The sequence below is a fragment of the Gellertiella hungarica genome (assembly GCF_014197145.1).
In the GTDB taxonomy this organism is placed as follows: Bacteria; Pseudomonadota; Alphaproteobacteria; order Rhizobiales; family Rhizobiaceae; genus Gellertiella; species Gellertiella hungarica.
The window spans coordinates 883,883-903,907 of record NZ_JACIEZ010000001.1 but is presented as its reverse complement, the minus strand read 5'-3'; the positions used below and the strand labels follow the sequence as shown (position 1 = coordinate 903,907).

Annotated in this window: 29 protein-coding genes; 5 read left to right on the top strand and 24 right to left on the bottom strand. The window is 61.1% G+C overall.

Features of this window, described 5'->3' with window-relative positions; all coding sequences use genetic code 11:
* Positions 1–8: 8 nt before the first annotated feature.
* Genes GGR23_RS04410 through GGR23_RS04375 form a run of 9 tightly spaced genes read right to left on the bottom strand, consistent with a single transcriptional unit; the run spans position 9 to position 7,214 of the window.
* Entirely contained in the window at positions 9–935 is a 927-nt protein-coding gene (locus GGR23_RS04410; protein WP_183364865.1) for a hypothetical protein, read from the bottom strand.
* A 10-nt stretch (positions 936–945) separates the two neighbouring features.
* Positions 946–1,749, bottom strand: a complete 804-nt coding sequence (locus GGR23_RS04405) for a baseplate wedge 1 family protein (RefSeq protein ID WP_183364864.1) — start codon at positions 1,747–1,749, stop codon at positions 946–948.
* Positions 1,746–2,639, bottom strand: coding sequence for a hypothetical protein (locus GGR23_RS04400; RefSeq protein ID WP_183364863.1), 894 nt, complete (start codon positions 2,637–2,639; stop codon positions 1,746–1,748). The genes GGR23_RS04405 and GGR23_RS04400 overlap by 4 nt, the downstream gene beginning before the upstream one ends.
* On the bottom strand, positions 2,636–2,998 hold the full coding sequence (locus tag GGR23_RS04395) for a contractile injection system sheath initiator (protein ID WP_183364862.1): 363 nt from the start codon (positions 2,996–2,998) through the stop codon (positions 2,636–2,638). The genes GGR23_RS04400 and GGR23_RS04395 overlap by 4 nt, the downstream gene beginning before the upstream one ends.
* Positions 2,995–3,657, bottom strand: a complete 663-nt coding sequence (locus tag GGR23_RS04390; protein ID WP_183364861.1) for a Gp138 family membrane-puncturing spike protein — start codon at positions 3,655–3,657, stop codon at positions 2,995–2,997. Before GGR23_RS04390 ends, GGR23_RS04395 begins: the two co-directional genes overlap by 4 nt.
* Positions 3,654–4,535, bottom strand: a complete 882-nt coding sequence (locus GGR23_RS04385; RefSeq protein WP_183364860.1) for a phage protein — start codon at positions 4,533–4,535, stop codon at positions 3,654–3,656. Before GGR23_RS04385 ends, GGR23_RS04390 begins: the two co-directional genes overlap by 4 nt.
* Complete coding sequence (locus tag GGR23_RS23605) at positions 4,535–4,858, bottom strand: phage baseplate plug family protein (RefSeq protein WP_382340260.1); 324 nt, start codon at positions 4,856–4,858, stop codon at positions 4,535–4,537. Before GGR23_RS23605 ends, GGR23_RS04385 begins: the two co-directional genes overlap by 1 nt.
* On the bottom strand, positions 4,855–5,424 hold the full coding sequence (locus tag GGR23_RS04380; protein WP_183364859.1) for a phage baseplate protein: 570 nt from the start codon (positions 5,422–5,424) through the stop codon (positions 4,855–4,857). The genes GGR23_RS23605 and GGR23_RS04380 overlap by 4 nt, the downstream gene beginning before the upstream one ends.
* A complete protein-coding gene (locus GGR23_RS04375; RefSeq protein WP_183364858.1) occupies positions 5,424–7,214 on the bottom strand; it encodes a tape measure protein in 1,791 nt (596 codons plus the stop codon). Before GGR23_RS04375 ends, GGR23_RS04380 begins: the two co-directional genes overlap by 1 nt.
* A 54-nt stretch (positions 7,215–7,268) precedes the next feature.
* On the opposite strand from GGR23_RS04375, the gene GGR23_RS04370 reads away from it, so the two are divergent.
* The gene (locus GGR23_RS04370; protein WP_183364857.1) at positions 7,269–7,586 is read left to right on the top strand and encodes a hypothetical protein; all 318 of its coding nucleotides are present in this window, start codon (positions 7,269–7,271) and stop codon (positions 7,584–7,586) included.
* A 188-nt stretch (positions 7,587–7,774) separates the two neighbouring features.
* On the opposite strand, the gene GGR23_RS04365 is transcribed toward GGR23_RS04370, so the two are convergent.
* From GGR23_RS04365 to GGR23_RS04340, 6 genes are read right to left on the bottom strand one after another with little or no spacing between them, the layout of a single operon-like run.
* Positions 7,775–8,212 carry a phage tail assembly chaperone gene (locus GGR23_RS04365; RefSeq protein ID WP_183364856.1) on the bottom strand — a complete coding sequence of 146 codons (438 nt, stop codon included), beginning with the start codon at positions 8,210–8,212 and terminating at the stop codon, positions 7,775–7,777.
* On the bottom strand, positions 8,205–8,639 hold the full coding sequence (locus tag GGR23_RS04360; protein WP_183364855.1) for a phage structural protein: 435 nt from the start codon (positions 8,637–8,639) through the stop codon (positions 8,205–8,207). The genes GGR23_RS04365 and GGR23_RS04360 overlap by 8 nt, the downstream gene beginning before the upstream one ends.
* 15 nt (positions 8,640–8,654) lie before the next feature.
* Positions 8,655–9,797, bottom strand: coding sequence for a DUF3383 family protein (locus GGR23_RS04355; RefSeq protein WP_183364854.1), 1,143 nt, complete (start codon positions 9,795–9,797; stop codon positions 8,655–8,657).
* Positions 9,798–9,831: 34 nt separating this feature from the next.
* Positions 9,832–10,338 carry a phage neck terminator protein gene (locus GGR23_RS04350; protein ID WP_183364853.1) on the bottom strand — a complete coding sequence of 169 codons (507 nt, stop codon included), beginning with the start codon at positions 10,336–10,338 and terminating at the stop codon, positions 9,832–9,834.
* A complete protein-coding gene (locus GGR23_RS04345) occupies positions 10,335–10,664 on the bottom strand; it encodes a hypothetical protein (protein WP_183364852.1) in 330 nt (109 codons plus the stop codon). Before GGR23_RS04345 ends, GGR23_RS04350 begins: the two co-directional genes overlap by 4 nt.
* Entirely contained in the window at positions 10,661–11,131 is a 471-nt protein-coding gene (locus tag GGR23_RS04340) for a hypothetical protein (protein ID WP_183364851.1), read from the bottom strand. The genes GGR23_RS04345 and GGR23_RS04340 overlap by 4 nt, the downstream gene beginning before the upstream one ends.
* 340 nt (positions 11,132–11,471) lie before the next feature.
* Here GGR23_RS04340 and GGR23_RS04335 point away from each other — a divergent pair, with 340 nt between their 5' ends.
* Complete coding sequence (locus GGR23_RS04335) at positions 11,472–11,666, top strand: hypothetical protein (protein WP_183364850.1); 195 nt, start codon at positions 11,472–11,474, stop codon at positions 11,664–11,666.
* Here the strand turns inward: GGR23_RS04335 and GGR23_RS04330 are convergent.
* The 6 genes from GGR23_RS04330 to GGR23_RS04305 all read right to left on the bottom strand — a co-directional run bounded on the left by GGR23_RS04330 (position 11,657) and on the right by GGR23_RS04305 (position 15,658).
* Complete coding sequence (locus tag GGR23_RS04330; RefSeq protein WP_183364849.1) at positions 11,657–12,406, bottom strand: phage head morphogenesis protein; 750 nt, start codon at positions 12,404–12,406, stop codon at positions 11,657–11,659. The genes GGR23_RS04335 and GGR23_RS04330 overlap by 10 nt on opposite strands.
* Entirely contained in the window at positions 12,403–12,918 is a 516-nt protein-coding gene (locus tag GGR23_RS04325; protein WP_183364848.1) for a DnaT-like ssDNA-binding protein, read from the bottom strand. Before GGR23_RS04325 ends, GGR23_RS04330 begins: the two co-directional genes overlap by 4 nt.
* The gene (locus GGR23_RS04320; RefSeq protein ID WP_210296837.1) at positions 12,915–13,304 is read right to left on the bottom strand and encodes a hypothetical protein; all 390 of its coding nucleotides are present in this window, start codon (positions 13,302–13,304) and stop codon (positions 12,915–12,917) included. The genes GGR23_RS04325 and GGR23_RS04320 overlap by 4 nt, the downstream gene beginning before the upstream one ends.
* A gap of 2 nt (positions 13,305–13,306) precedes the next feature.
* Positions 13,307–13,597, bottom strand: coding sequence for a hypothetical protein (locus GGR23_RS04315; protein ID WP_183364846.1), 291 nt, complete (start codon positions 13,595–13,597; stop codon positions 13,307–13,309).
* 63 nt (positions 13,598–13,660) lie between these two features.
* Complete coding sequence (locus tag GGR23_RS04310) at positions 13,661–14,791, bottom strand: major capsid protein (RefSeq protein WP_183364845.1); 1,131 nt, start codon at positions 14,789–14,791, stop codon at positions 13,661–13,663.
* Positions 14,792–14,893: 102 nt separating this feature from the next.
* Positions 14,894–15,658, bottom strand: a complete 765-nt coding sequence (locus tag GGR23_RS04305) for a DUF6651 domain-containing protein (protein ID WP_183364931.1) — start codon at positions 15,656–15,658, stop codon at positions 14,894–14,896.
* Between the two features lie 301 nt (positions 15,659–15,959).
* Here GGR23_RS04305 and GGR23_RS04300 point away from each other — a divergent pair, with 301 nt between their 5' ends.
* On the top strand, positions 15,960–16,232 hold the full coding sequence (locus GGR23_RS04300; protein WP_183364844.1) for a hypothetical protein: 273 nt from the start codon (positions 15,960–15,962) through the stop codon (positions 16,230–16,232).
* On the opposite strand, the gene GGR23_RS04295 is transcribed toward GGR23_RS04300, so the two are convergent.
* From GGR23_RS04295 to GGR23_RS04285, 3 genes are all read right to left on the bottom strand, one after another.
* A complete protein-coding gene (locus GGR23_RS04295) occupies positions 16,229–17,584 on the bottom strand; it encodes a DUF4055 domain-containing protein (protein WP_183364843.1) in 1,356 nt (451 codons plus the stop codon). The two genes, GGR23_RS04300 and GGR23_RS04295, sit on opposite strands and share 4 nt — an antisense overlap.
* A gap of 67 nt (positions 17,585–17,651) precedes the next feature.
* A complete protein-coding gene (gene terL, locus GGR23_RS04290; RefSeq protein ID WP_183364842.1) occupies positions 17,652–19,217 on the bottom strand; it encodes a phage terminase large subunit in 1,566 nt (521 codons plus the stop codon).
* Complete coding sequence (locus GGR23_RS04285; RefSeq protein WP_183364841.1) at positions 19,141–19,488, bottom strand: hypothetical protein; 348 nt, start codon at positions 19,486–19,488, stop codon at positions 19,141–19,143. The genes terL and GGR23_RS04285 overlap by 77 nt, the downstream gene beginning before the upstream one ends.
* On the opposite strand from GGR23_RS04285, the gene GGR23_RS04280 reads away from it, so the two are divergent.
* Positions 19,487–19,744: a YodC family protein gene (locus tag GGR23_RS04280; RefSeq protein WP_210296836.1), complete on the top strand. Its 258-nt coding sequence runs from the start codon at positions 19,487–19,489 to the stop codon at positions 19,742–19,744. The genes GGR23_RS04285 and GGR23_RS04280 overlap by 2 nt on opposite strands.
* Positions 19,741–19,998, top strand: a complete 258-nt coding sequence (locus GGR23_RS04275; protein ID WP_183364840.1) for a DUF6953 family protein — start codon at positions 19,741–19,743, stop codon at positions 19,996–19,998. Before GGR23_RS04280 ends, GGR23_RS04275 begins: the two co-directional genes overlap by 4 nt.
* The last annotated feature ends 27 nt before the right edge of the window (positions 19,999–20,025 follow it).

Genomic DNA, 20,025 nt, shown 5'->3' with positions numbered 1-20,025 from the left:
ATTTTCCCTCAAGCTGTTGCAGCCCACGCGACATAGGCGCCAGATGGATCAGTGGTGCGTTGATAAATCGCCTTCAACTGGTACCGGCTGAGCGACTGGACAACGACGTTCACTTCCTTGATGACCGCGGCACTCCCAAACTGCACAGTCACGTCTGTGAAGCCCGTGAGAAACGCGATAGGTCTCCGAGCCCAGTTTATGTTGACAATCGCACCATCCAGCGCGGTCATCGTGGATGGCACGGCATCGTTCTGCCAGGTGGTGTTCTCCTGGAGCACTTCGCCAGTGCTCTTGAGATCGGCCTTATTCGCAAGGTTCGTAATGCTGACCACGTTTGAAGAGTTCGTAACGACCCTAGCCACAAGCATGTCGTCATAACTGCTGTCGAATGCCACATTGGTCTCTGCGGCGGTGGTGGGGTTGTATGTGAGGTCAGAAAGGTCCTTGAGAACAAACCCACCGGCCGGCGACCATCGAAGGTGATAGGTTTTGCTTGCCACCGTGCTTAGATTCGTCAGCGAGGTGGTGTAGGGGCGGATACCGCGATGAAGGATCGTGGCGCCTGCCGCAATGCGCACCGTCCCGGTAGACGGGGACGTTACGGTGAGGCGTCCGTCACTGGTCTGCACTTCCGGGAAGATAGGAAGGCGGGACTGCGCTTGTGCGAACAGCACGAAGTTGCTGACGTCCCCACCACCAGTGGCCGCCGAAATCAGTGCCTGAATGGCCTGAAGAACGGTCGTGTCGTCGGTCTCGGTGCCGGTGATGCCGCCGGCGGTTTGGATTGCCTTCAACTCAGCCTCAATGCGGCCGAACAGCCGATTGAAGAGCGTGAGGTCGAGTGGACCGCACGTAAAGCCGCCTGCCTGCTCATCGATCGTGGGGGAGCGGTTCACGCCGCCAAGCGACGCAAACGGGGGATTGAACTTTGCCATTTTGAATTCCTCAGCAGGAATAGGGTTTCAGGTCGATCCGGCAGAGCCAGTCGGCGTCTCGATAAAGCGGTCCTGTTAGAAGTTCCTCGCCCCCATCCGATATGATGGAGACACCAGCCTCAGTGCTGAGAACAAGGCCGTCCATTTCCCATGGCTCGCAGAAGCCACCCCAGCCGTCGCCAAATCCGGCGACCGCAAAAGTGCCAAGATGCCAGCGGGTGGAAATGCCCGGGGCAACTGGAAGGGCTCTCGGTATGACTTGCAGGACTGCGATTTCTAGTTCCGACAACGGCCGGAATGGGGCGAGAATAACTGACCCGAAACTTGTGTCCATGATCCGGGCCTGCTCACCGAACAGAGCATGCATCGCGCTCGTCAGCCCGTCCCAGCTGTAGTTCGCCTGCATTTGGTAGGAGCGGGCGATCAGTAAACGCCGATAGAGGTCATCATCGAGAATGCAAATTTCGGAAAGGCCATCCGTTTCGCATCCAAGCCAAATTCCACCCTCGCAGAAGCCCACCATAGGTCTCGCACCTATAGTCGTGCCCTCGCATTTGAAACCTATTACGGGCTGCACGTCGCACACACAGTGGCAACGTGGGAACCCCATCCATTTCCCGATGATGGTGAGCTGGTCACCCGTCGCGGTGTCGAGGTCAAAATGGTTCGGAAGATCGCAGATTGCCGCGGCAGCCAGATGTGCTTGCCTGAGATAGGTTCGGATGAGATGCAGTAGCTTAGGGCTTTCGCGATACTGGGTTAGTATCCTGTCCGCTCCAGCCTCCACAAACTCCTGCTCATCAACACATGTCATGGCTGCACCTCGATACTCACCTGGGCCGCGGCAAACGTGGCCCTCTCGATAAAGCCAATCTCGACAGGCGTGTTCGTGGTCTGCGATATTCCATCACGCATGCCTAAAATCGACACCACCTCCACGTTTGAGAACGTGCTTTCGATAACGGATCTGATCCGATAGAACGTCACATCCTCGCCATTCAGCATGTAGAGACCGGACAGAAGGGCATTTTTGATGGCGATGGAGGAAGGCGGTGGACATCCGAGACCATCGCGAAACGTTCTCACTTTGACCGTGATCTGCACCGGTACATCAATTGGACGAAGGATGCGGAACGTGCGGCAGTAGCCGTCAAGGGTGCTCTCGATCACGGTCGAGCCGAACTGGTTTACCCCTGGAACGACGAATCGCCTGATGGTTTCAGCGATGCTGTCATCGTCTCCACCAGTAACCGCGATGCAAATGGACCCTGCCGGCATCCCGTTGTCATCGACATCACCAGTGTCATTGATCCAAACATGCGAATAGATGACCCCCTCAAGTTCAGCGATCGCTCGGCTGATGTCCTGCACGTCAATTCTGGCTTGACCCACATTTGTGATCGCCCGTCGGAAGCTTGAATCGTTCTCCCCCACAGCTCGAGCGACACGACGCACGCGACCAAGAATGTCCAGCCGGATACCTTCGGCCTGGTCGGGGTCGAGCGACTGATAGACATCCTCATCAAGCTCCCACAGCTTTGCGACCGCCTCGGCGAAGATGCCGTTAATCTGGCCAAGGGGGCTCTGGGCGGTCTGGATCACCTGTGGGCCGAACTCGGTTATCAGCGAGGCTTCGATCTCGGCGAGGATCAGGGACAGAGGCTTGCGCACAAATCCGGTAGGCTGGATGCCATAGTCGGTCATACCTTCACCTCTTCATCATACTCTGTGAGGACCGCGATACTGTCGATGATCAGGCCCCGAGTGGCCCGGTCGAACCGGACTGCGAAGCTCGTGATCTCCGTCACGCCGTCGGTATCGAGCAATTCTGCTTTCACGACGCTTTCGGCCAGCGCCGGGTCATAGGAAGAACCCAATATGCCATCGAGCCAAGGAACCCCCGCCTCTGTGTCAAGAAACCACTCTCCGGCGAACGTGCCGAGCCTCTGTCTTGCGTGCTGGCCCACTGCTTCCGCGGAAGTGACCGTCGCAATGTTTCCATCTGCACTGAGAAAAAGGTCGTTAGTCTCGGGATCAATGGCCAGTGCTATACGGTCCGTCATAGTGCCATCGCCCTCACCTTAGCAGCCAACTCCATCAGCTCCGCTCTGTTCTGCAGCTGATGTCCCGTCCCGGCAGACGAGCCGTAAGCGATTATCAGTTGGTCACTCGCGACCAACTCCATGAAGGTCGCGATGATGTCGTAGAGGTTCCCTTCGGATCCATCGATCCGGAACTTGCCGTCTGGGCTTCCCTTGATGCCGAAAGCCCCATCGGGAGAGAACCGAAGATGCGTGTTGTCAGCGTCTACATTCGGCATGGGATCAGAGAGACTGTCACCGCCCGCGATCGATGCCCGCATATCCGCCAAATGGAAGGATCGGCCATCGAAGGGCTCGCCGCCCTCCCCGGCCTCATAGTTGTCCATGGAGCGCATTGCAGGCGTCAGCATGACCTTTGTGCCGGCCGGGATTGGAAAGGTCATCCCTGCACTGCCGGTGCGTGGCAGATCCACGGGAACTTCATACAGCTCCGGCATATCCACCGCATTACCGTTGTGGACAGGCTTGTAGAGCGGCTTCACAGTCGCCGTGCCGGCCGCAGCGTCATAGGAGACAATCTCGCCGGGTATCGGGCCCCACTGGTTTTCCTGCTTGTTCTGGATCTGGCGGCCGACAACATCACGATCCTGGTTGGTCCGCTTTCCCAGATACCCTGTCATTTTGGCAGTCCCTCGTTAACCTTCCCACCGCTCAGCGCCTCGCCCTCGATGTCCATTTCGAACGGCCCGGTCATGTTGTCGCCGGTGAAAGTGACCGACGAAACGCGATACATCCCGTCAGCACCATTCATCTGAAGGGTCTGGCTCTGGACTTGCACGCGGCGCCCGGGCCGAACCTCCGGGTTCAGCAGGGCCTTCACAGTCACGCCGTTGTCGGTAATGGCAGGCGTGCCGATCATGCCCGTTTCAGGCGTGATCAGAACCACGCCTCCGATGAAGCCGTCGCCTGGGACGATCTCCAAGGTCTCGTTCTGAAGGGACCAGTAAAACTTCTGACCCCGGCCGATGGTGTCGAGCTCGTCCCGGCAAAGGCCGCACACAGCGTAGGGGCGCTTGAACTTCTCCGGCATTTGATCCGGAAACTTCCACTCGCCTCGCTTCACCCCCTGTTTTTCCATTTCCTTCTGGATTTCCTCGATCACATCCTTGATCGGCGTGCCCTTGGGAAAGGACTTGGAGATGGTGGCCTTCCGAAGCGCCCTGGCCCCATCGCCACAGCGGATTGTGGTTTTGATGTCGGGCCCTTCCCGTGTGTGCTCGACATCCCGCACCGCTCCCTTGAAGATGACGCCCACGTTTCCGGCGCCACCGGGCGGGATGTAGCCGGCCTCCATCGTGATCTCGTCAAACACCTTCCCGACCGCGTTGCGGTGATCCTCGTTCAAGTTCCACAGCGTGATCTCCGCGCTGTTTGCGGAGGACGACAGGTCCTTGGTGATGGAGAACTCGATCATGAGATCGTGCTTGTTGATCCCGCCCGGGTTGACCACAAAGCCGCCCGAGAACGAGGCCCGCACTTTCCGAAGATACTGGAGCATCACGCCGCCCTTGCTTCTGTCGCCTCTGCCTCTGTGGCGCTGAAGAGCCCAACCGTCCCACCTGCCAGCCCTGCACGGTCCGGAACAGCTCCGGGCGTTAGTGCGGCCGCAAACAGGAGGCCGATGCCCAGGCCAAACGGCGCCAACAGATCGACACCCGTCACAACCCGCCGCCCATGCAGAACAGGCAGATCATCTAGCGAGAGGTCAAACGACCATCGGGACGACGTGAGATTGAACCTGAGCCGGATTGTCACCCGGCGGCCGGAAATGATCGTGGAGAACTGCTGGTCGGCATGGTTAGCTATTCGAAACCGGTTCATTCCAGCAGCCCCTTCAGAATTGACTGATCAGGATAGGTCGAGGTCGGGTTGTCGCCCATCTGAACTGTCCCTGTTGACCTCCCGGCCGTTGCTGCATCGCCCGACCGTTCGGGCGTGGGCGGCGCGGCGCGTGTGGAGCCCGCTCCCCCTGGCCTCCCTCGCTCAGATGCGCCAGTGGGCTCGCCGTTCGGGTCGGCGGCATATGCGGTACCGACGAGGATGATCTCCTGAAGCTCCACGCGAGCCTTGAGAACGGTGGAGAAGTCAGCGGTCCGGTCGGCGTCAATCCGCTTCACCAGCATGTTCTGATAGACCTTCAGGCCAGTAACCAGGACGAAGGGCACCCGGCTTTCCTGAAACCGCACCAGCGCGGCAAACGTGGCGGCAGCGTTCTGGCCGCCGACATCAAGCATAACGGTCTTGGGCTTCACCACAGCGTGGTCTGTGATGTTGGCGCCCGTTTCGATCGGTATCTCCGTGATGTCCAGGCTGGACGAGTGCCGCTCCGAGACGAAACACGAGAGCGGCACTGGTCCAATGGCGCGAGAGAAGGCGATGACGCTCATCAGAATTTCTCACCCTGTTCCCACCACGTAGACCGTTTGGCCGATTTCGCCGCGCTATTGCCGACTGCCTGGCCGACCGCCGCACCGACGGCGCCGGAGACGTTCGGTACACCGTTCACGGTCACGCCGCCGACATTCACCGTCGTCGACTTGTCGCTCGAGTCGTTCAGCGTGTTGTTGACCGTCGAATTGACCGATTGTGCAGCCTGTGCCGCACCGGTCTTGCCGAAGTTTCCTTGAGCATTTTCGATCATGTCGGAGCGGATGTAGTCGCCCCCCAACCGCTCGAAGGCCGTTGGCCTTCTGGGCGCCGCCTTGTCTGCGCCGACGCGACGGGCCTCTTCCTCGATCAGGCGCTGCTTTTCAGCCTCAAAGTCAGCCGAGAAGTCGCTCGGCTTGAGATATCCGTTCGGGTTGTCGCTGTTGAAGCCGGTGCGGTCTTCACCGGATCCCTCCACGTAGCCGGGTTTAGTCCTCGGGTTCTCGACTGCCTTGATCCCGGCCGCCTTCTTGTCCATTTCGTCGAAGAAGGATTTGGCGAGGAAGTATCCGCCGGCGACCGCGCCAAGCGCTGCGGCAAGCGGCCACAACGAAGCGGTGAAGCTACCGACAGCGACACTCGCCGCGGCCAGACCGCCAGCGGCGAGTGCAATGCCCGTCAGCGCGTCCGCCACCCCCTGCGGGTCGGCCCCCAGAAGGTTGCCGATGGCCTCAGTGAAGTCACCGATAACGGAATCTCCACCCCTCAGGTAGGTCAGAAAATCATCGATCGCCAAGGCGGCGGCGGCAATGATAGATGCCGTCGGGAAGAGGTAAATCGCCAAGCCAGCCAACGCCCACTTGAACGTCTCGAAGGCGCCCTTGTTGCGCTCAATGATCCCGGCGATTGTTTCGAAGTGCCTGCCCATGCGGACGGCAAAGCTGGCTACTCCGTCGGCGACTGCTGTGAATGCGGTGCTGAGGTTCTTCGACCACCGATCCAGCGTGCCGTTCTCCGACAGCCGGTTGAAGTAATCGAGCAGCTGACCGAGCTTGCCCTTCACGGCGTCGAAAAAACCGCCTTCTCCGATCTTCAGCAGGAACGCGGTCCACGCGTCCCCTAGGTTCGACATCATGCCGTTCCAGGTTTTCGACTGGCGGAGCATTGCGCCATTGAACCGGTCGCCTAGTTGGTCGAGAACGAACTTGCGAACCTCCTCGCTGTTCTTCTTGATCGTCTTCGAGAGCTGCTTCCCGTTCTCGGTCCACGAGAAGGTTACCTCGTCCCCCTTCTGCTGCGCTCGAAGCCCGAACTCCTTCAGGCGCTCGAACTCGAAGCTGGTGGCATCCGCCAGCGCCTCGACGGCCTGGTTGAGAGGCTTGTTCATCGCCGACGCGGTGTCGCCCAGCGTTTTCAGGGCATCATCGGCAAGCGGATCAATGCCATAGCTCTTCAGCTTGATGAACGCATCCGTGATGGAGCCGACCTCATAGGGCGTATCTCGAGCAAACTGCTTGATCCAGTCCATGGAGGATCGCGCCTGTTCGACACTCCCGGTGACGGTGGTGAGCGATGCCTCAAGGCTTTCGAACTGGGCCGAAACACTAATGACCTCTCCCGGCAGAGAGCCAATGCTGTCTGCAAGGCGAGAGAACGCCTGCGCGGCGATCGTGCCGACGAAGGTGCCGGCCGCTACCCCGAGGGCCCCGATTTGCCGAGTGGCTGTGTCGAGGTTCCCCTGAAAACGGCGCAACTCGCCCTCGCCCCGGGTCTCATAACCGAGGATAGCGATCAGTTCATCGACAATCATGACTTGAAAACCTCTAAGTGCCGGGACACCTTAGGAGGAAACCGGAGCTCCCCGATGAAACGACTGCTCGTTGCCTGCCTTGCGCTTACCGCCGGCCCCGCCATTGCGGGCGAAAGCGATGACATTTTTCTTGCCCGCGAGATCGGCCAAGTGATCAGTTCCGCCGACACCTGTGGCTATGGCTTGGAGGCGGAAAAGGTGAAGGCATTGATCCGTGACAAGGTTGGGCCGATGTCGACCAACGCAAGGGCCATGGTGCAGGCAAGCGGGAACCTCCAGAAGAACCGTTTTGCCAGCATGAGTGACATCGAAAAGACCGCCGCATGCGCGCTCCTCGAAGAAACGGCCAAGCGGTTCGGCCTACTGAAGTAAGCCCTAGCTCTCCCGTGCACGTTCCGTCATTGCCGCCTTCAGATCGAGCGCTTCATGGGCGTCAAGAACGTCCGAGAGCGTCACCCACTCCCGAAGGTCCACCATGGAATACAGCGGTGGGTCCGCGAGAATGGGCCGCCACAGGAAGAGGTTCAGGTTCGGCGCGACCCTAGCAATTTCTCGATCGCTTAAGCCTTTGCCCTGGTCGTTGGGCGTCCATTCGCCAGGGCGCCGGAGAAAAAATCCCCGAACTGCGTTGCCAGCACGAACACCACGGTTGGAATGACATCCCCGAGGCGACCGGTAAAATCGAGGTCGAAATCTACCGGCTCATAAACCCCTGAGGGACGTTGAACCATTGCGACCTCGACAACGTCCTTGACCAGTTCCGCGATCTCATGCGGCGGGCACCGCGAGAAGATCTCGGTGACAGCCGAAACCGCGTCTGCATCGGCCTGGGCCTTCTGCTCGTCGCTGGCGCCTTCCTTGCGTGATGCGAGGATGCCCGGAAGCTTCGAAATAGCGGGCCCGATGACGCGAGCAAGGCGCGCCTGCAGGATGATCGCCTGCGTGGCCAGCATGGGCTCGACCTTATAGACCGAGCCCCCGATCTTCTTCTCAGCCATTCGGCACCTCCGGATTCCATTCGCCGGTCACCAGCACCCACTCACGGACGCTGGCGTTCTTTCCCTTGCCGTCGGCGGGAGCGGCCTGGATATAGCACTTGTCCGCGGAGCCACCTTCGCCCGAGGTGGAATCGATGAAGGCAAACGGGAACGCCGTGCCGGCGCCGCCGAGCTGCTTCTGCCGCTTCCACTTCTGGATAAGCTGCCGATGCGTCGGGCTGGTATGCATCAGCTTGAGACTGATGCGCGCCGAACTGTCCGCAGACTGCGAGAACAGCGAAGAACCATCGGCGCCGATCATCATCGTGCCGACATCGGCACCGGGCGTGACGACGATGGTATCGTCGCCGTCCCAGAGCCCGAGGACCTGGCGACCGTCCAGCGTGGCCGAGACGTTCACCATAGAATATGCGCTTGAAACACCCATGGATCAGGTCTCCCGTCAGAAGGTCATGTTGTAGTTGATGGTGGTGTAGTGGACCGCGCCGGCGTACCGGAACCGGACGGAGATCGCAGGAGCGATCCGGGCCTTGCGCTGGCTCTCGGGGACATCGAAGACCGAGGGGACCGTGATCTCATAGGCCGGCCGGTATTCATTCGTCTCCGGATCGATGTCCTTGGCGATCAGGCCGGCGCGGGTCGCAACCTGCATCACTTGGCGGGCAGCGCCGGCAATCTGCTGCAGGCCCTGGTCCGTGAAGGGGACGCGGGCATTGTTCAGCAGGATCCCGAGCGCGGCTTCTTCCGTGCGGGCGATGATCCAGTCGGACGCATGGATTTCGTCGAGGAAGACGTTCGCCGTGAGCGTCGAGCCCTCGACCACGAAGTTCCGGCCGCCGATGTCGATGTAGGTATTCGCGCAATGTCCAGATGCGCTGGCCTGTCCGACGCCGGAAACGAAGCCGGTAATCGCAGTGATCTTGTCCGAGGCGAGGTTGACCGGGTTGACACCGCGCAGGGTCTTGAACTTGGCAGTGTAGGCGCTTTCGGCATCGTCGAAGACGCGGGTTGCCATGTAGGCGGCAAGCGCCATCGCGGGCCACTGCAGGGCGCTTGTGTGGTAGAAGACCGCCGAGCGCTCGACCGTGCCCTTCTTGCGCGCCGCAAGGCAGGTCGTGTTGGCGGGGTTCTCGGTGCCGGTGTCGTTCGAATCGATGATGGCGAGCTTGCTATTCGCTTCGATCCACTCCACCAGCCCATCAACGGACGCGATGTCGCGCAGGGTGCTGGCGACCGTCACGACATACCAGTCCGCATCGTAGGCATAGAGCGCATCGAGTTCCGTCTTCAGCTCGGCCGCCGTCGGCGTGCCGTCCAGCGCCACATAGCCGGCCTTGATCTGCGTCGGGCGCGGGTTCTGCGAGAATGCCACCTCGGCGGCCTTGTAGAAGTCGTCGGATGCCGACCAGTCAGCAGCGACCTCATCGATGGAGGCGTAGGCCTTGGTGCGGCTGGTCGCGTCGACCTTGCCGGTCTTGGCGACGGTGGAGAGGAAGAGAGGCGTCCCAAAGCCGCGGCGGCTGGGGAACGCATCGTTGCGCGTGAGCGTGACGTTCACGACGCGGCTGTAGGGGAGCACGGCCATGCCTGTTTCCTTTCAGTGGATGGTGGTTGGCCGTTCAGGCCATGGGTTGAGCGTCAAAGCTCGTGGTGTCGACTACATCGACAGCGAATGCGTCTCGGATCACTGCGCGCGCAAACAAATCGACCTGGGCGCGCGGCTCCCACTGGTTGTTCACCCACTCGGGAATTGAGCGGATTGCCGACGCGTCGAAGAAGATGAGTCCGGGCATGGCCGGCTCCATAACTTGGGCGAGCTTCATGGCCGACAGGACCGGGCGGAGCATGGAAGCCGGGTTCGGGCCGTATGCATGAACCGAAAAGCGCCACTCAATCTCAATGACCGGAGCCGCATTGATGATGTTCTTCCCCGAGGTATTGGGCTGGCCGGTGTCGGTGAACTCGACATCCGTCGGATGCTCCCTAATCTCGGACATCCCGATCAGGTTGACCATGACATACGGTAAGGCAGGAGCTTGTCCGCCTTCATGCGCCCGGATGGCCTTAACCCCGGTGACCCGGGCGACAAAGCGCACGACGGCGCTGATTACCTGATCCTCGGTCATCGCGTTTCCCTGCCTAGCGCTGCGCGAAAGAAGCCGCCTTCGGCGCGAGGCCAGACATAGACGACCCGGTAGCTGACCGAGCTGCTGATGATGCGATCATCAACGGCGATCGGTGAACGGCTCCAGATCATCCAGTTGGCTTCTGTCCTGATGCCCTCGGGGAGATCCCGCAGCTGGTTCCCTCCGGCTGGCTGAATGACCGCCTTGATTGGTTCACTGGTCTCCGATCCATCGATGAACCGGCCGTCTAGGTCATAGGCGCCAGCTGAGCGCCGCCGAAGCGTAACCGAGACTGCCCGCCTCTCGATTGCAGCAGCCGCTTTCATTCGTCCACCTTCCATGTGACAGAGGCCCGCATCTCACCCGTGTCGATTAGGGGCTTGCTCGAACCCTTGCGCTCCACCGTCACCGGACTGTTCGCTGGAGATGTCAGGGCAGTAATCTCGCCCTGGATGTCGCTCTGCGCGAGAATGCCTAGCTTTGAAAGCGTCTGGCGCAGTGTCGACTTCCCAAGAAGGATCGGTGCGGCGCTGGACTTCATTGCATTACGGTATTTCGACAGATTGTCCCGCATGGCGTTGCGCATGAATGGCCGCTCGGGGATCGGGCCGCCCCATCCACCGCCAGAAGCACCGCCACGTGTACCGAACTCATTCCAGACCGCGCGATTAATGACGTCGCCGTCGGCCGCGCCCGCTGGAAACCCGACCTTCACCTGCCTCGGACCCGTGAGCGCCCGGGCGAGCTTTTGAACCGCTCCCGGGTTCTTGCGCTTGACCGATATGGTGAACATCGTCCGCCTCCACGCGCAGGAGCCCGGCAGATAGCCAAGCCTGAATGAGTGAATTGCCGCTGATCGCCTCCCATCGCTCGACGCGCGCCGTGGCGCCTGGCCGGATGATGGGACCTCCCGGGAGCGGAAGCGGGGCGTCGTGGTTGGATGTCACGCGGGCCATTTTCTATCCTTTCGGGTTGTTGCGGCGGATGTTGATGGCCCGCAGCAGATCCTGCGCTGAGGTCCGCGCGACGAATGCAGCTTCCTTTTTCAGGGAAGTCACCGTTTTCGCAGCGATGGCGCGGCGGATCGCTTCCCGGCGCTCTTGACAGCGGCAAGCCATTGGCATTCACCTTTCATGATGACAGACGATCAATATCGCGAGCTGAAGCGCCTGATCCTCGACGTTGCCCAGCAGGTCGAAGAGGTGAAACAGCACCTCAAGCGTCAGGACAAGGAATCGATGGAGATCCTTGCAGCCTCTCGCCGCCTCATGTTCGCGATTGAAGCCATAGATGATGGCGAAGAGGTTTCCGACACCCTTCAAAACTGAACGACGGCCTTGGCGATGCACCGGCATCGGATCGGCCGCCCTGGAGCCAGTCCATCCTCTGCACCAGTCGGCTCCCCGTACCGGTAGACCTTCCCCTCGAGCGCACGGTGGCGCGCCCGCACGCGCTCATCTCGACTGGTTGTCCAGACGTACTCGTTGATCCCCGCCTGCTTGTGGCGGAACTCGTTTAGCTCGCTGTTCAGCTTTGCCATCTGGTCCTGCGCGATCAGCTTCGCCCGGCTGTCGGCGATCCCCAACTGGTCAGTCAGTGCCCTTCGAAGCGTTTCCCGGGAGTTGCCTGCGATCAGGTTGTCGTAGACCGCCTGCTCAACTCGCTTCACGGTATCGTCGGAAAGGTTCTTGATCAGGGACGCATTCCGGGCGGCGACCAGGCGCAAGAACTCCGCTAGGTCCTCCTGCCTGACCACCCCACTCAGGTCGATGCCGAGGGCACGCCGAGCGCTGTTGACGAAGGTGTCCGTATGCCGCTGAGCCTCGAGGTTGAGGATCCGGTTCACCGTCTGCTCCGCGGTGCTCACGAGCGACAGCGCAAGCCGTGCGAGGCTTTCCAGATCGAACCGACCCCGCGCCTGACGCGCCGCTCCGCCCAGTTCCCGAAGCATCTTCCGAAGGGCCTTGAGGTAGGCGGCCTTTCCACCTGCACTCTCCTCGATGCCGGGCAAGGTGATCTGCGTGCCTTTCCCGCGCCGGACGAGCTTCCGAATGTCATAGTCTGTCATGCGCGCACTGCCCGCCCGCTGTAGGCCGCTGCCCCGCCGGTTATCAGCCCCACGAGGAGCAGATCAATCGCCGGGAATTCGTCGTGGGCACCGGCGGCGCCCCTCACAAACTCAGTCTCGACGTCGCCGACCTTGTCGCGTTTAATCTTCGTCGCTGGCGCATCGGGAGACAATGCGCCCGGGCTCGACAATTCCCGCCATGCAGCCTCGCACAGAGCCGCGCGGAGGCGATCCGGGATTTCGTGGGACCCGATGACCGTCTGGCGATACCGGACACCTGCGCGTGGCCACTGGAGCGCCTGCGTGCTGCTCGTGCAGCAACCGAGGAACCGGGCGCCGTAACGGCCGTCGAGCCATATCGTTGCCCGGCGAAGGGCCTGTTCAAGCTTCTTGTCATCGTCAATGGCGACCAAGTCGAGGCCGACCTTGAGGCCATAGGCTCGAAAGCCAGATGCTGTCTCGTAGCTCTCGGCATTCGGGAGGCCGGTACCGTCCTCAACGATCAACGTCATTTCGGTAGCCCCCTCGTCTCATCGAACGCTTGCATGAGCGCCTGAACTATCGCCTGCATGGAATAGGCTTCGAGCTCCGCGGACGGCTTTCCTTCCCCGATGCTCTCGATAATGAATTGCCATACGTGGGTCGCTTCATGGACCAACAGGCCGGCCACCTCGACCAATGAATGGTCGCGCTCCGCCCCATCTCGCAACGTGACGATGATGCACTCGGAATTGGACTTGGACGCCTCGAACCGGGTACAACGTCCGTCGGATGACGGATAGGCCTCGCCCTTGCAGCCGAGCCGCTTCATCTCACGGCGCCACGCTTTTTCAGAAGGGCAGAAGCCGATGGAAACGGGCTGCCAACCGCGATCCAGCCAGACAACCCGGTTCTTCATGATCACTCACCCTTCTGGGCTTCCTGCAGCTTCTTGATCAGCGTCTCGCGCTTGGCGTTCGGATGCGGAGCGGTCCCGGTCGCCTCGGTGACGGCCGCGCGCAGTTCGTCGTCAGACTTGGACGACAGATCGTCGGCGTCACCGGTCCCGGTCTGGTCTTCGCAGATCCGCCAGCCAAACGCCTGCATGTGTTCGACTTCATCGGGATGAATGTCGCCAGTCTTGCCATCATCGAGGCGCACCATACGCACGGTCTGGATCGGGGCGACCTGTTCCTGTTCGTCTTCGGACATATCTGCTTTCCGTGGTTTGAAGTGGAGCAGCCGGGGGTCGAAACCCCCGGTCATGGATCAGGATCAGCCGAGCACGGTTGCGGAGAATTCCCCGTTCACCGACTGGAAGCCCCAGGCAAGGTGAATTTCCCAAGTCCTCTGGCCGTACTGGGCGATGTCCAGCATGAGGTAGGTCATGCCGAACTGGTCGCTGATCAGCATCTGCTGGATCGTCGGATTGGCGGGCATGATCGGCGGGCGCAAAACACCCACGACCGCCGATCGCTCGAATGCGAGGTTGGCGGTGTAGTTGTTGCCGACGGTGACCGTGGCATTGTCGGCGGCCGCCTGTCGCAGGCCAGGAGCCTGGATGGTAACGACACCGCCTGCAAGCGCCTGGTTGACCACATACTTGTTCGGGTCGGAGCCGATGGTGATGACGTCGCCAGCGACGATCGTGCCGGTACCGGTGTCAAGCGTCAGCTGGGTCGCCCCGATCGGATAGCCAGCAGCGTTGTTGATCAGGTAGCCAGAGCCGGTGCCCTTGGTGTGAATGCCGATGCCGGCACTCTCGGACAGCCGGAAGCCCATCTGCGGGAGGAACTCGCCCGTGCGGCGCTCCTGGTCGCTGCCCGCCTGATAGGCATTCTGCAGCACACCGAGGTTGCGGAGGTTGAGGCCAGCGTTGGTGTCGAACACCATCTGCATGTCCGCCTTGGGAGCGCCGTTGTCGACGAGGATCTTGCGGGCGTTGGTCAGCGCCTGCAGATCGGTGGCGAACGGCGTGGTGCCTGCGGTGCCGTATGCGCGCGAGGCACCGAGCTTCACCGCGATAGCCGCATCGACTTCGGCCTCATTACGCAGAGTGCGCATGCCTTGGGCGATCAGCTGCTTCACCCAGTCCTGGTTGATCCCGCCGTTCTCCAGAGAGCGCTGCTGTTCGCCGGTAAGGTGCCAGTCGACCTTGCGTGACTTGGAGATGGTCACGTCGATCTTCGAGCCAGTGGAATCCCCGCCCGTCGAGGAAACGTTGGCGGGGGTAAAGTCGGAAGCCGCACGGACCGGGGCCACGTCGACCGAGACCTTGTCCCCCTTGGCAACGCCCTTGTCGTCGAAGGTGGTGTTGATCGCACCGACCACGCCGAAGGGCTCATTGGCCACTTCCTTTGCAGCGGAGAAGAGTGTGGGTGCGAGGGAGGTAAGCGTATTCGCCATCTCAGTTTACCTTTCGTGGATGGGATGGAATTGTCTTTGGGTTGGGTGGGCCATCCAGCCCGTGACACCGCCACCCATCCGGGCGCGGCAGATATGCGGCGATCAATCGACCAGCGTGCCGCCCTTTTCCATGAAGGCCGCGCGGTCCTTGGGAGCGAGCGCCTGAAACTCGCTCGTCTTCATGCTGCGGCCGCTGCCGGTACCATCGGAGCCAGGCTGTTTGCCGGTGCCGTTGTGGCCGGTGCTCTTCAGGATGTGATCCTTGAAGGCATAGCTGTCGACCAGGCTCTCGACGATCTCGTCGAAGTCGGCGACCTCACCGGGTCGGGCCTTGGAGTAAATCTTCTGGCCGTTCTGGTCGTAGCCGATGGGCTTGCCGTCCTCGACCTTGATGCGATCAGCGTAGAGCGTGCGGATCAGGTCGACGCCGGCCGGGGTCAGCTTCTCCGAGGCGAACTTGGAGCGGCCGAATGCGTTGCCGATGACTTCCCGGTTAAGGGAGGAGGTGAGCGTTTCCTTGTCCTTGATCGCGGCTGCCAGCTGCTCCTGCACAGGTTTGAGTGCGGTCTGGATGGCGGCGTCCATGTCGCCGGCGTCCACCAGCTTCTTGGCATCGATCCGCGAGAGCTTGTCGAGGGCGTCACGAGCGGTGGTGGCGTCCAGACCTTCGAAGGCCTTAAGCTTGCCCTCTGCGGCTTCCTTGGCCTCGCGGTGGGTCTTGGCCTCGTTGTTGAGGCGGGTGATGGTTGCGACGGTACCGGGCGCATCGAAGGCCACGGTCTTGCCGTCGTCGGTCTCGTATACCGGCTTGCCGTCCTGCACCTCGGCATAGGTGACGCCATTCATTTCAACGAGCTTGAGCTTCATCGGGGTAGTCTTTCCGGGCATCCGCCCTTGCTATGCGGCATCCGCCGCGTTTCGCCCGCGGCATCCGCACGACAGGCACAGGTCATTGAGCCGGGCGCCGGAGCGCCCGGTTCTGCGCAACTCCCGATCGAGTTGGGGGTTCTGGAGATATCTCCGGGAAAACCCGGAGAGGGACCTCCACAATAGACAGTTCGTCTCCGCGGCCGCTAACTGCGCGGACTATCAGCTTTCGCACCAAGAGCCTGAAATTGAACGCGCATTCGAAGTCTACCTCGACATCATCCTTGCTGACGCAAAGGGCGTGAGCAGGCGGTCAGGGCAGTTCTCGCGCAACGTGCGAGCATGCCTTTCCAATGCAGTGGCACTCATCGAGCCAACATCGGCAGTTGTCGCGCTGTGCGATGTGGTTGTCTTCCAGGCAGACAAACTGGCAACCCTCCTGGTGACCTCGCCGGAGAACTCCGAGGGCCATTGGAGCGGCTACCTCTTACTTCAGGGCTTCATCGACGAACTGAGGGCCGAGATGGCGAAATGCCCCGTCTCGGAGAAGGCTAAGGCGCTCGGGCTGGGCTAAGCCACAACCGGATCGAGTTGCCCCTCAGGGTCAAATGGCGGGTTTTCGATCGCCAGCCGTTCCTTCTCCGCCTCCCGGTCGAACTGTGGGCCGAGAACACCCCGGCGCTGCATCTCATCCCAGAAGGTCTCCTGGCTGATCTGAGCCTCCTTGCGAGCCTCGAGCAGCGCGTTCACCTCTTGGGCCCCATAGAGGCCGACAGCGAAATCGGTATGGACCATGACGCTCGGCGCCTGCCCTTCCGATTTCATCCATTTGGCAGTGAAGACGAATGCCTGCTCGAGCGCATCCTTCAAACCGAGGGCCCAGGACTGGAGAACCGTGAAGCTCTTCTCGCCGTCGAACTGGAACGCCAGCGCCGGGGTATTGCCTGACTTCTGGGTCATAGGCTGCATGCCGATGCGGCGCATGTCCTCGATGATCTCGCGGATGTCCTCCCGGATCTCCTTCAGGTTGGCCGCGTTCGGCTGGATGTAGTCCCAGCTGGCGTTCACACCCTCACCGCCGGGAGCATAAAGCACCCTGCCCGGCCCGGTTTCGATTGCAGAATCGTCATCGGGCGCCGCCATGCCATTCGCAGTCAGCATCGGCGATGCGGCGATGGTAAAGGTCTGCTCTTTCTTCGACAGCGCGTTGTAGAGCTCGATCTGAATGTCAGCCAGGTCGAGAAGCGGCGGGCGCACGTACTGGTCGCCCTCCTTGTCTGCGGTGGCGAAGAAGACGAACGGCACCTCGTCGAGTGTCATGGCGCCTTCACTGTCGAGCACCCACTCGGTCTTGTCGGCCCTCTTCTCCTCCCTCCAGACACGGAAAGCGCCTGGCTCGATCTCGCGAATGAGCGGCACCCGTCTCTGTTCGAAGCCCGTCTTTTCGATCCGGCTTTCCTTGATCCGGAGGTACGTCACCACGCGGCTGGCTCCCCGCTGCTCGGTGGTCACCTCGAGGATATCGTCGGCATTGATCGGCACCCAATAAGGGCGCACGCCTTGCGCCCGCTCTTGGGCGAGCGTGACCGCTCCGGTACCCGTCGGGAAGTCGACGAGGATGCCATGGGCACCCATGGACACCGCGCCCTCGAAAACATCCTTGGCGAAGACGTGCAGGTTATTCCCCTGCCCGTCGATGTTTTGGGCGATATCCTCGAACGCCGGGGTTGCGTCCTCCGCCAGCTTCACCTCCTTGGTGAAGGGCTTGGCGCTGAGGGTCTGGAGCGAATCCATGAACTCCGGCCGCCAAGGGGAGGATTTCAAGCGGCGGGAGTACTCCTCCTTGCTTTCCGATGGAAACTTGAGGAGGTACTTCTCCCCCGCCTCCCGAATAGCGGCTGCGCCGCGCCGGATCGCCCGGATCATGGCCCAGCACTCGGACAGGGCCTGATGGGCAAGGCTCGGAGTGCTGGGATCGTTGCTCTTGTCCATCTCAGTTCCTGCGAGTTGCGCCAGTCGCGGCAACCGGTGCCCGTGGCTTCAGAAGGCGCCCGAAGGCACCGGATGTTGCGTCCACCTGGTCCTTGAAAGCTCCGCCGGGGAAGAGGCAGAGCTCATCGAGGTAGCTCTCGTTCCACTCCCCCTTGACGATGTAGACGTTGCCCGCCTCGCACTGACTGGAGAATGGCTCGGCACGGGTTACCTTGTCCCCGGTTTCCGGTTGAGCCTTTACCTTCCAGCCGGCGAGCAGAAGAACCATGTCCTGCGCCTGGACCTTGCCGGCTTGGCCCGGGTCCTGAGGAAGGCTGATCTCGACGTCTTTGCCGTCGATCTCGGCGGTGCCTTTGATCAGAGCGCGGACCCTTGCGCCTTCCTCTTGGGTCTTGACGACGTGCCCGACGATGAAAGACCCATCCGGCGCGCGGCCGAGCTTCACGCCAGCAGTGCGCGCCGCCTTTGCATCTTTGGTGGCGGCCAAGTCCCAATGGCGAACCCATACAGTCCCCGGCGGTGCAGAGTTGATCATCTTGCCGTCGAACCATTCCCGTTTGAACAGACCGCCCTCGCGGGGCGTCGGTCGCTGCTGGTACTGGCCGGCATAGGCGTATTCACCCTTGGCCTTCTTCAGGCCCTCGACGGCCTCGCGACTAAAGCGCTCTGGCAGGAGGAGCTCGCCCTCGGAGGACCGGGGGTCGACAAAGCCGATGGCGTTCGGCGACTCCGGGTCAATGATCCTTCCATCCCGCTTAAACGGCCCAGCCTCGTACTCCATCGGCAGGCAAAGGTGCACATACGGCAAGCCGAGCTTGATGATGGTGCCCGATACATCGCCCTCGTGCAGGCGCTGCATGATCACCACGATTGCAGACCGTTCGGGATCATTCAGTCGGTCGGAGATGGATTCCCGGAAGATGCGGATGGTGTTCTTGCGCTCGGTCTCGCTCTCTGCAGTTTCGGTCGAATGAGGGTCGTCGATGATCACCCGATCACCGCGACCGCCGGTCATCGAGGCGAAGGGCCTGCCTTCGCGGGCGCCCGACTTCGTGTTCTCGAACTTCCCCTTGGCGTTCTGATCCGGAGACATCCGGACTTCCGGCCAAAGCGACTGGAACCACTGGCTCTCCACCAGCCGGCGCATCTTCGTGTTGTCGCGCAGCACGTTTTCCTGACTGTAGGACGATGTCAGGTACCGCATGTGTGGGAGACCGGCGGGGCCCCACTCCCATGCCGGCCAGAAGACCGAGTGCAGAAGCGACTTCATCAAGCCCGGAGGGCAATTCGTCAGCAGCCGGGTGATGTCCCCTCGCGTCACCGCCTCGAGGTGCTCGGCCATCGCCTGCAGGGGCCAGCCCCATACGAGCTTTGCCTTCGGCTCGAGTATCGGCCACGCCTCGGAAACAAAGCCGGCCAGGGTCTTGCAGCGCTCGCGGATGCGCTCGGCATCTCTGGCTACGCGCTCTCGTTCCGCCTCTGCTGCGCGCCTAGCCCTCTCCGCCCGGATCTCCGCCAGTGACGGCAATTGGACCGATGATAGCTTCAAGCCTGTCGAGGTCTTCATCGCTCATCTTCGATAAATCTACGGTTTGGATGGGGCCTCCCCGCGGCCCGGTATGCTGGGTGCTGGCAAGCTTCGGATGGACATAGGGCGCGGCGGCCTTGGCCATTTCATCGCGCCGCGACGGGTCAGCCTTGCTGTCGCGCATTACCTTCAGCATGTAATCAAGCGGGGTGATGCCCGTGGATGCAACCTTCTTCTGCCGCTCTTGCGTGGCCTTGTTCGGCGTCCCGGCCTTGCGACCCGCGCCGTCTCGCTTACCACCTCTGGACATGTTTGATTTCCTGATGCAGGCTTTGATTGTTTTTCAAAGAAGCTGGGATGAGCCAGTTTCAGAAAGCGTAAAGGGAGCAAGCGACATGGCAATTAAGATCGGGGATATCGTACAGTTGAAGTCGGGCGGACCAAAAATGACCGTTATTTTGATCACCGGCGACACCGTTCACACGTCGTGGTTTGCGGGTCAAAAGAACGAGAAGGCGATGTTCCACAGGGATGCTGTGATCCCTGCAGAGGATGAAAAGAAATGACCGTCCAAGCGGCGGCGAGGTGGATGGCTTCGGAACTCCAAAAAGATGGCACTCTTTATCAAGAGCACGCGGTAGGACATATCCACGACCTAGACGAAGCGTTGACCATTACTAACAGCAACGGGAACCTGGGCATTAGGCCGGATGTGCTGAAGGCTTTCAACAAGCTGACACCTGATGCTGTATGGAGCCGTAGCGGCCGTTATTGGCGCAAGCGAGAAGACTACGACATTCCCGGAAGGCAGCAACCGTGACGACTGGAACGGGACCTTTCGGCCCCG